Origin of the sequence: Pseudomonas wayambapalatensis, assembly GCF_049942315.1 — a bacterium.
Lineage (GTDB): Bacteria > Pseudomonadota > Gammaproteobacteria > Pseudomonadales > Pseudomonadaceae > Aquipseudomonas > Aquipseudomonas wayambapalatensis.
The window spans coordinates 1-6,689 of sequence record NZ_JBNFMU010000198.1 but is presented as its reverse complement, the minus strand read 5'-3'; the positions used below and the strand labels follow the sequence as shown (position 1 = coordinate 6,689).

The 6,689-nt window shown below is 64.0% G+C and carries 6 protein-coding genes; 4 read left to right on the top strand and 2 right to left on the bottom strand.

The window, feature by feature from the left end; translation table 11 throughout:
• Nucleotides 1-87: 87 nt before the first annotated feature.
• Nucleotides 88-762: a ribose-5-phosphate isomerase RpiA gene (gene rpiA / locus ACPZMI_RS16265; RefSeq protein WP_054891125.1), complete on the bottom strand. Its 675-nt coding sequence runs from the start codon at nucleotides 760-762 to the stop codon at nucleotides 88-90.
• A gap of 134 nt (nucleotides 763-896) precedes the next feature.
• On the opposite strand from rpiA, the gene ilvA reads away from it, so the two are divergent.
• Both ilvA and ACPZMI_RS16255 read left to right on the top strand, forming a co-directional pair.
• A complete protein-coding gene (gene ilvA / locus ACPZMI_RS16260; RefSeq protein ID WP_186665527.1) occupies nucleotides 897-2,411 on the top strand; it encodes a threonine ammonia-lyase, biosynthetic in 1,515 nt (504 codons plus the stop codon).
• Between the two features lie 94 nt (nucleotides 2,412-2,505).
• Nucleotides 2,506-2,931: a DUF2269 domain-containing protein gene (locus ACPZMI_RS16255; RefSeq protein ID WP_288376419.1), complete on the top strand. Its 426-nt coding sequence runs from the start codon at nucleotides 2,506-2,508 to the stop codon at nucleotides 2,929-2,931.
• A 50-nt stretch (nucleotides 2,932-2,981) separates the two neighbouring features.
• On the opposite strand, the gene ACPZMI_RS16250 is transcribed toward ACPZMI_RS16255, so the two are convergent.
• On the bottom strand, nucleotides 2,982-3,638 hold the full coding sequence (locus ACPZMI_RS16250) for a histidinol-phosphatase (protein ID WP_186665529.1): 657 nt from the start codon (nucleotides 3,636-3,638) through the stop codon (nucleotides 2,982-2,984).
• Between the two features lie 144 nt (nucleotides 3,639-3,782).
• Here ACPZMI_RS16250 and ACPZMI_RS16245 point away from each other — a divergent pair, with 144 nt between their 5' ends.
• Both ACPZMI_RS16245 and ptsP read left to right on the top strand, forming a co-directional pair.
• Complete coding sequence (locus tag ACPZMI_RS16245) at nucleotides 3,783-4,262, top strand: RNA pyrophosphohydrolase (protein WP_029614755.1); 480 nt, start codon at nucleotides 3,783-3,785, stop codon at nucleotides 4,260-4,262.
• A 22-nt stretch (nucleotides 4,263-4,284) separates the two neighbouring features.
• Nucleotides 4,285-6,558, top strand: coding sequence for a phosphoenolpyruvate--protein phosphotransferase (ptsP, locus tag ACPZMI_RS16240; RefSeq protein WP_186710667.1), 2,274 nt, complete (start codon nucleotides 4,285-4,287; stop codon nucleotides 6,556-6,558).
• The last annotated feature ends 131 nt before the right edge of the window (nucleotides 6,559-6,689 follow it).

Below are 6,689 nucleotides of genomic sequence, written 5' to 3'. Positions count from 1 at the left end.
TGGCCTATTCGCGGGCAAGCCCGCTCCCACAGGGAGATTGGGCTGGCCTTTAGATTCTGAACAAGACAGTTGCTCCAACAGGCCGGTTTACTCGGCCTTCAGGCTCTTCACGCCTTCTGAAGTCCCCAGCAGCAGCAAGTCTGCCGGACGCGCCGCGAACAGGCCGTTGGTGACCACGCCCACGATCGCATTGATCTGGCTTTCCAGCTCCACCGGGTTGGTGATCTGCAGGTTGTACACGTCGAGGATGACGTTACCGTTGTCGGTCACCACGCCTTCGCGGTACACCGGGTCGCCGCCCAGCTTGACCAGCTGGCGCGCCACGTGGCTGCGGGCCATCGGGATCACCTCGACCGGCAGCGGGAAGGCACCGAGCACCGGCACCAGCTTGCTGGCGTCGGCGATGCAGATGAAGGTCTTGGCCACTGCCGCGACGATCTTCTCGCGGGTCAGGGCCGCACCGCCGCCCTTGATCAGGTTCAGGTGCGCATCGCTCTCGTCGGCACCGTCGACGTAGAACTCCAGCTCGCTGACGCTGTTCAGCTCATAGACCGGAATGCCATGACCCTTCAGACGCTGTGCGGTGGCCTCGGAGCTGGCGACGGCGCCGTCGAAGGCGGTCTTGTGCTGGGCCAGGGCGTCGATGAAGAAGTTGGCGGTCGAACCGGTGCCGACGCCGACGACGCTCTTTTCATCCAGCTTGGGCAGAATGAAGTCGACAGCGGCCTGGGCGACGGCCTGTTTGAGTTGGTCCTGGGTCATGCGGGCTCCGAGAGGGGCGGGAGGTTTTCTGAAGTCGCCTAGTATAACGAGTCCGGCGGCTTTGCTGTGGTCGCCCGACAGGGCGCTGGGGTAGACTTCCAGCCCTTGTCCCGCGGCCCAGTGATGTTTCCAAGATGCTCGAACAGTACGTCAAGAAGATCCTCACCTCGCGCGTCTACGACGTCGCTGTCGAAACCCCGCTGCACAACGCCGGGCAACTGAGCAAGCGCCTGGGCAACCAGATCCTGCTCAAGCGCGAGGACCTGCAGCCGGTGTTCTCCTTCAAGATCCGCGGGGCGTACAACAAGCTGGCGCAACTGAGCGCCGAAGAGCTGGCGCGCGGCGTGGTCACCGCCTCTGCCGGCAACCATGCCCAGGGCGTGGCCCTGGCTGCGCGGGAGTTGGGCATCAAGGCGACCATCGTGATGCCCAAGACCACGCCGGAGATCAAGGTCGAGGGTGTGCGCTCGCGTGGCGGCAAGGTGGTGCTGCACGGCGACTCCTTCCCCGAGGCGCTGGCCTATTCGCTGAAGCTGGTCGAGGAGAAGGGCTTCGTCTACATCCATCCCTACGACGATCCCCACACCATCGCCGGGCAGGGCACCGTGGCCATGGAAATTTTGCGCCAGCACCCGGGCCGCCTGGACGCGATCTTCGTGCCGGTCGGCGGTGGCGGGCTGATTGCCGGGATCGCAGCCTATGTGAAGTACCTGCGCCCCGAGATCAAGGTGATCGGTGTCGAGCCCGACGATTCCAATTGCCTGCAGGCCGCCATGGCTGCGGGCGAGCGTGTGGTGTTGCCGCAGGTGGGGCTGTTCGCCGACGGTGTCGCGGTGGCGCAGATCGGCCAGCACACCTTCGATATCTGCAAGGATCATGTCGATGAGGTGGTCACTGTCAGCACCGATGAGATCTGCGCAGCAATCAAGGATATCTACGACGATACCCGCTCGATCACCGAGCCTGCCGGCGCTCTTGGCGTGGCGGGCATCAAGAAGTACGTCGAGTTGACCGGTGTCTCGGGGCAGACGCTGGTGGCCATCGACTCCGGTGCCAACGTCAACTTCGATCGCCTGCGTCACGTGGCCGAGCGCGCCGAGCTGGGCGAAAAGCGCGAGGCGATCATCGCCGTGACCATCCCGGAGCGTCCGGGCAGCTTCAAGGCCTTCTGCGAGGCTATCGGCAAGCGCCAGATCACTGAGTTCAACTACCGTTACCACGCCGACAAAGAGGCGCACATCTTCGTCGGCGTGCAGACCCATCCAGAGACCGACCCGCGCGCCGCCCTGGTTCAGCACCTGACCGAGCAGGGCTTCCCGGTAACCGACCTGACCGACAATGAACTGGCCAAGTTGCATATCCGTCACATGGTCGGCGGCCACTCGGCGGCGGCCAGCGATGAGCTGGTGCTGCGTTTCGAGTTCCCTGAGCGTCCGGGGGCGCTGTTCAACTTCCTCAACAAGCTGGGCGGGCGCTGGAACATCTCGATGTTCCACTACCGCAACCACGGCGCGGCGGATGGTCGTGTGGTGGCTGGGCTGCAGGTGCCGGATGACGAGCGTCACCTGGTGCCCGAGGCGCTGGCCAAGATCGGCTATCCCTACTGGGATGAAACCGATAACCCGGCGTACAAGCTGTTCCTGGGTTGAGCGGCTACGCTTGGCATGAAGGCAACGCCTTACCTGTAGGCGCGGGCTTGTCCCGCGATGAGGCCGAAAAAAGTCTTTCAAGGACCCGCACGCGATGGAACACCTGACCACCCTCAAGACCCTGCATATCCTCGCCACCGCACTGTTGATCCTCGGTGCGCTGGGCCTGGCGACCTGGACCTTGCGTGCCCGCCGCCAGGGCGATGCCGAGGCCTACGCCAAACTGCTGCGTCGGCCGCTGGTATTCGTCTGGCTGGTGATGGGGCTGTGCCTGCTGAGCATGCCGTTCACCGGCTGGTGGCTGGTGCACCTGGTCGGCTGGCCGTTGGGCCAGACCTGGGTGCTGGCCTCCAGCATCCTCTATACCCTGGGCGCTTTCGCCGTGTGGTGGCTGCTGGTGCGGCTGAACCGTCTGCGCAAGGCCGAACCTGCCGGGCTGCGTCTGACGCTGGCGCTGGCGGTGTTCAGTGGGGTGTGCTTCCTGTCGATTGCAGGATTGATGGGGGCCAAGCCGGTCTGATGCGTCTGCGGGGCCCTTTTCACGGGTAAACCCATGAAGAGAGCCCCGCGTCAATCGCGTAACGAAATCACCGGCCAGCCGCGCCGCTCGGCCTCTGCACGCAGCTTCGGGTCCGGGTCCACCGCCACCGAGTGCGTCACCTGCTCCAGCAACGGCAGATCATTCAGCGAATCGCTGTAGAAGTAGCTGTCTTCCAGGTCGTAGCCGTTCTCCAGCATCCAGCGCTTCAGGCGCGTCACCTTGCCTTCACGGAAACAGGGTATATCGGTGCTACGCCCGGTGTAGCGCTCGCCATCACGCTCGCATTCGGTGGCCAGCAGGGTACGCACGCCCAGGCGGCGGGCGATGGGCGCGGTGACGAAGCGGTTGGTGGCAGTGATGATCACCAGCTTGTCGCCAGCCTCGCGGTGCTGCTGTAGCAGGGCGAGCGCCTTGGGCAGGATGATCGGCTCGATGCAGTCGCGCATGAATTCGCGGTGCCATTGGTCGAGCTGGGCAGGTTCGGTGGCGGCGAAGATCTCCATCGAGAACGCCAGGTAGGCCTGCAGGTCCAGGGTGCCGTTGAGGTAATCCTGATAGAAGGCGTCGTTGCGTTGCTTGTAGGCGATGGGGTCGAGGATGCCCCGCTCACACAGGTAGTCACCCCAGGCGTGATCGCTGTCGCCGCCGAGGAGGGTATTGTCCAGGTCGAATAAAGCCAGGCGCATGGGTTTTCTCGCAGAAGCCTCCGGGAAGAAGTCCCGCAGAATACGGAGTTTTCACCTCGCTGCACATAAGCTATGGCGGGTGCGTTGCTGCGCTCGCAAGCTTTGTGGAACAATGCGGTGACATGCGTTTTCGAGGTTGCTGCCGTGATCGACCCGGATGGTTTTCGCCCCAATGTCGGGATCATTCTCACGAATGATGCCGGGCAGGTGCTATGGGCTCGGCGGATCAACCAGGATGCCTGGCAGTTTCCACAGGGTGGCATCAACCCTGACGAAACCCCAGAAGATGCCCTGTACCGCGAGCTGAACGAAGAAGTTGGCCTGGAACGCGAGGATGTGGAAATTCTTGCCTGCACCCGAGGCTGGTTGCGTTATCGTTTACCCCAGCGCCTGGTCCGCACGCACAGCCAGCCGCTGTGCATCGGCCAGAAGCAGAAGTGGTTCCTGCTGCGGCTGGTAAGCAACGAACAGCGGGTGCGGATGGACCTGACCGGAAAACCGGAATTCGATGGCTGGCGCTGGGTCAGCTACTGGTATCCGCTGGGTCAGGTGGTGACATTCAAGCGCGAGGTGTATCGCCGCGCCCTGAAAGAGCTAGCCCCGCGCCTGTTGACGCGCGACTGACGACGGAGTCCGACCCCGAGCCATGCTCAATACGCTGCGCAAGATCGTCCAGGAAGTGAACTCCGCCAAAGATCTCAAGACGGCGTTGGGTATCATTGTCTTGCGCGTCAAGGAGGCCATGGGCAGCCAGGTATGCTCGGTCTACCTGCTCGACCCGGAGACCAACCGTTTCGTGCTGATGGCCACCGAAGGCCTGAACAAGCGCTCGATCGGCAAGGTCAGCATGGCCCCCAACGAAGGCCTGGTCGGCCTGGTCGGCACCCGCGAGGAGCCGCTGAACCTCGAGAACGCGGCGGATCACCCGCGCTACCGCTACTTCGCCGAAACCGGCGAGGAACGCTTCGCCTCCTTCCTTGGTGCCCCCATCATCCACCACCGTCGCGTGGTCGGGGTACTGGTGATCCAGCAGAAGGAGCGGCGCCAGTTCGATGAAGGCGAAGAAGCCTTCCTGGTGACCATGAGCGCCCAGCTCGCCGGGGTTATCGCCCACGCCGAGGCCACCGGCTCGATACGCGGCCTGGGCCGCCAGGGCAAGGGTATCCAGGAAGCACGTTTCGTCGGTGTACCGGGCTCGCCGGGCGCTGCCGTCGGCCGCGCAGTGGTCATGCTGCCGCCTGCCGACCTCGAAGTGGTCCCGGACAAGACCGTCGAAGACATCGACGGCGAGCTCAAACTCTTCAACAACGCCCTCGAAGGGGTGCGCGCCGACATGCGCAAGCTGTCGGCGAAGCTTGCGACCCAGCTGCGCCCCGAAGAGCGTGCGCTGTTCGATGTGTACCTGATGATGCTCGAAGATGCCGCCCTCGGTGGCGAAGTGGCCGAGGTCATCAAGACCGGCCAGTGGGCCCAGGGCGCGCTGCGCCAGGTGGTCGGCGAGCACGTCAGCCGCTTCGAGCTGATGGATGACGATTACCTGCGCGAGCGCGCCTCGGACGTCAAGGACCTCGGCCGCCGCCTGCTGGCCTACCTGCAGGAGGCCCGCTCGCAGACGCTGGTCTACCCCGACAACACCATCCTGGTCAGCGAGGAGCTGACCCCGGCGATGCTCGGCGAAGTGCCGGAAGGCAAGCTGGTCGGCCTGGTGTCGGTTTTGGGCTCGGGCAACTCCCACGTGGCGATCCTGGCCCGGGCCATGGGCATCCCGACGGTGATGGGCCTGGTCGACCTGCCGTATTCCAAGGTCGATGGCATCGAGATGATTCTCGACGGCTACAAGGGCGAGGCCTACACCAACCCCAGCGATGTGCTGCGCAAGCAGTACAGCGACGTGGTCGAGGAAGAACGCCAGTTGGCCCAGGGGCTCGATGCCCTGCGCGAGCTGCCGTGCATCACCCCCGACGGCCACCGCATGCCGCTGTGGGTCAACACCGGTCTGCTGGCCGACGTGGCCCGGGCCCAGCAGCGTGGCGCCGAGGGCGTGGGCCTTTACCGCACCGAAGTGCCGTTCATGATCAACCAGCGCTTCCCCAGCGAAAAGGAACAGCTGGCGATCTACCGCGAGCAATTGGCGGCCTTCCACCCGCTGCCGGTGACCATGCGCACGCTGGACATCGGCGGTGACAAGGCGCTGTCCTACTTCCCGATCAAGGAAGAAAACCCCTTCCTCGGCTGGCGCGGCATTCGCGTCACCCTCGACCACCCGGAAATCTTCCTGGTACAGACCCGCGCCATGCTCAAGGCCAGCGAGGGGCTGAACAACCTGCGTATCCTGCTGCCGATGATCTCTGGCATCCATGAGCTGGAAGAGGCGCTGCACCTGATCCACCGTGCCTGGGGCGAAGTGCGTGACGAAGGCACCGATGTGCCGATGCCCCCGGTTGGCGTGATGGTGGAGATTCCGGCTGCCGTTTACCAGACCAAGGAACTGGCGCGTCAGGTCGACTTCCTCTCGGTCGGCTCCAACGACCTCACGCAGTACCTGCTGGCGGTCGATCGCAACAACCCGCGGGTCGCCGACCTGTACGACTACCTCCATCCCGCGGTGCTGCAAGCCTTGCAGACCGTGGTGCGCGATGCCCACGCCGAAGGCAAGCCGGTGAGTATCTGCGGCGAGATGGCCGGTGATCCGGCAGCGGCGATCCTGCTCATGGCGATGGGCTTCGACAGCCTGTCGATGAACGCCACCAACCTGCCGAAGGTGAAGTGGATGCTGCGTCAGATCAACATGAGCAAGGCCCGCGAGCTGCTGACCGAAGCCATGACCCATGACAACCCGCAGGTTATCCACAGCTCGTTGCAACTGGCGCTGAAGAACTTGGGGCTGGCGCGGATGATCGGACCTAACAAGAGCCTCTGATGGTTCACAGGCCCCTTCGCGGGCAAGACCACTCCCCCAAGGGTGGGATTGCCCCTTCAAGATCAGAAGAGCACACATCTTAACCCCAATCACACTCCAAGATCCGGGGGGGGGGGGGGTGGTTGGGGAGG

Coding starts and splice junctions, on each gene's coding strand:
- ACPZMI_RS16255 (WP_288376419.1), top strand. CDS start 2,506: ATGGAACACCTGACCACCCTCAAGACCCTGCATATCCTCGCCACCGCA.
- ilvA (WP_186665527.1), top strand. CDS start 897: ATGCTCGAACAGTACGTCAAGAAGATCCTCACCTCGCGCGTCTACGAC.
- rpiA (WP_054891125.1), bottom strand. CDS start 762: ATGACCCAGGACCAACTCAAACAGGCCGTCGCCCAGGCCGCTGTCGAC.
- ACPZMI_RS16250 (WP_186665529.1), bottom strand. CDS start 3,638: ATGCGCCTGGCTTTATTCGACCTGGACAATACCCTCCTCGGCGGCGAC.
- ptsP (WP_186710667.1), top strand. CDS start 4,285: ATGCTCAATACGCTGCGCAAGATCGTCCAGGAAGTGAACTCCGCCAAA.